At 73.0% G+C, this 2,021-nt stretch carries 2 protein-coding genes; both read right to left on the bottom strand.

Features of this window, described 5'->3' with window-relative positions; all coding sequences use genetic code 11:
• A partial coding sequence (locus PLL68_RS14290; protein WP_324535218.1) for a P1 family peptidase occupies positions 1-1,059 on the bottom strand: 1,059 nt, incomplete at its 3' end.
• Between the two features lie 21 nt (positions 1,060-1,080).
• On the bottom strand, positions 1,081-2,021 hold a 941-nt coding region (locus PLL68_RS14295), incomplete at its 5' end, for an MFS transporter (protein ID WP_324535220.1).

A 2,021-nucleotide genomic window follows, 5' to 3' on the forward strand; every position in this document is an offset into this window, starting at 1 on the left:
GGCGTCGCGGTAGGACGCCAGGGCGAGCCCGCCCTCGGCCGTGCGGTCCACCGACGTCGCCGCGAGCACCCCTCGCACGATGGCCCGGGCCACGCAGTCGGCGGCGGCGGTCTGCAGGTCCACCTCGTCGAGGCCGCTCACGCCCGGCCGGGCGCCGGTGGCCAGGGCGAACACGGTGTCGCCGTCGAACGCCGTGTGCACCGGTGACAGCGCCCGCGCGAACCCGTCGTGGGCGACGCCGGCCAGCTTGCTGCACCCCGCCTTGGAGAGGGTGGCATCGGTCGCGACCACGGCCAGCGTGGTCGCCGTGCCGGCCCGCAACGCCGCGACCGCAGCGGCGCGTGCCTCCCGGTACGAGGTGACCAGCCCGGCATCCGGCGTCGGCAGGTCGAGATCCGCCGCCAGGTGGGCGGCCAGCATCCGACCATCGGGCCCGAACGGTTCGCCGACGGCGTTGACGACGACGAGCGCGCCCACCGTCACCCCCGAGGACAGGACGGCGGATGCCGTCCCCACGCCACCGCGCAGACCTCCGGTTCGCGCGCCGGTACCCGCCCCCACCGAGCCCTGCTCGACCGGGCCCGCACCGGCAGCGGCGAAGGCGGCCGCGCCGTCGCCCGGCCTCGGGTGGTTCAGCCACGTCCCGCCGCGCCCGAGGTCGAACAGGATCGCCGCAGGCACGATCGGCACCCGCTCGTGGCTGCCCGGGCCCACCGGCCACCCGCGACCGGCGGCGTAGAGCCCTGTCGAGACGCCGTCTGCCGCAGCGAGCCCGAACGCGCTCCCACCGGCGAGCACCACGGCATCCACGGCGTCGACCAGGGTGCGGGGGTCGAGCAGGTCGGTCTCGCGGGTCCCCGGCCCGCCGCCGCGCACATCGACCCCGCCGACGGTGCCGGGCGGAGCGACGACGACCGTGACGCCGGTCAGCCAGCCCGGCTCCTCCCGGGTGCAGTGGCCGACGAGCACGCCGTCGATGTCGGTGATGGCGTCGTCGGGTCCGGGCTGCACCTGCCCCAATATGCCGGATGCCGGCCGCCCGAGGTGGGCGGCTGGCATCCGTTCAGTCGTCGAGGTGGGTCAGTGCAGGACGATCGGCGGGGCGACCTGCTCGGCGTCCGCGTCGTCGAGCAGGTGCGAGACCTCGCGCTTGCGCGGCAGGAACCACGCCGGGATGAGCGTCAGCGACAGCAGGATGGCCGCGACCCAGAAGGTCGTGGCGAACGCGCTGGCCATCGCCTCGTCGACCGCAGCCATGAGGGCCTCCTGGCCGCGGGCCAGCAGGGCCGCGACCTCGGGGAAGCGCGCGGCGATCGTGCCCAGCTGGCCCGGGTCGGTGACACCGTTGCTGGCCTCGCCGAAGGCCCGGGAGGCCTTGAGCAGCGGGTCGTTGTTGAGCCCGTTGGTGAGCACGACCGACATGATCGCCACACCGATCGACGAGGCGATCTGCTGGCTGATGTTGAGCAGGGTCGAGCCGCGGGCGACCTCGTGCGAGGTGAGCGTCTTCAGGGCCGAGGTCATCAGCGGCATCATCGTGCCGCCCATGCCCAGACCCATGACGAACAGCACGGGCAGGATGTACCAGTAGCTCGTCGTCGCGGTGACCTGGGTGAGGGCGAACATGCCGCCGACGATCGCCGCGAGCCCGAACGGCACGATCCGCCCGACGGGCAGCTTGTCGACGAGGGAGCCGGCGATCGGCATCGTGATCATCGCGCCGAGACCCTGAACGGCCATCAACCACCCGGCCGACAGGGCGCTCTCGCCGCGCACCTGCTGGAAGTAGGTCGGCACGAGGAGCAGGCCGCCGAAGAACGCCGCGGCGAAGAGGAACATCGTGATCGTCGAGACCGTGAGGTTGCGGTTCTTGAACAGGCGCAGGTCGAGCAACGGGTGGGCCGGGCGGAAGCTCCAGACCACGAAGCCCGCGACCATGACCAGCCCGAGGGTGCCGGGGATGATGACCTTGCTCGAGAAGAAGGTGCCCTCACCGGGGATCGAGGAGATGCCGTAGAGGA

The sequence above is a fragment of the Ornithinibacter sp. genome (assembly GCF_035443565.1).
In the GTDB taxonomy this organism is placed as follows: domain Bacteria; phylum Actinomycetota; class Actinomycetes; order Actinomycetales; family Dermatophilaceae; genus Fodinibacter.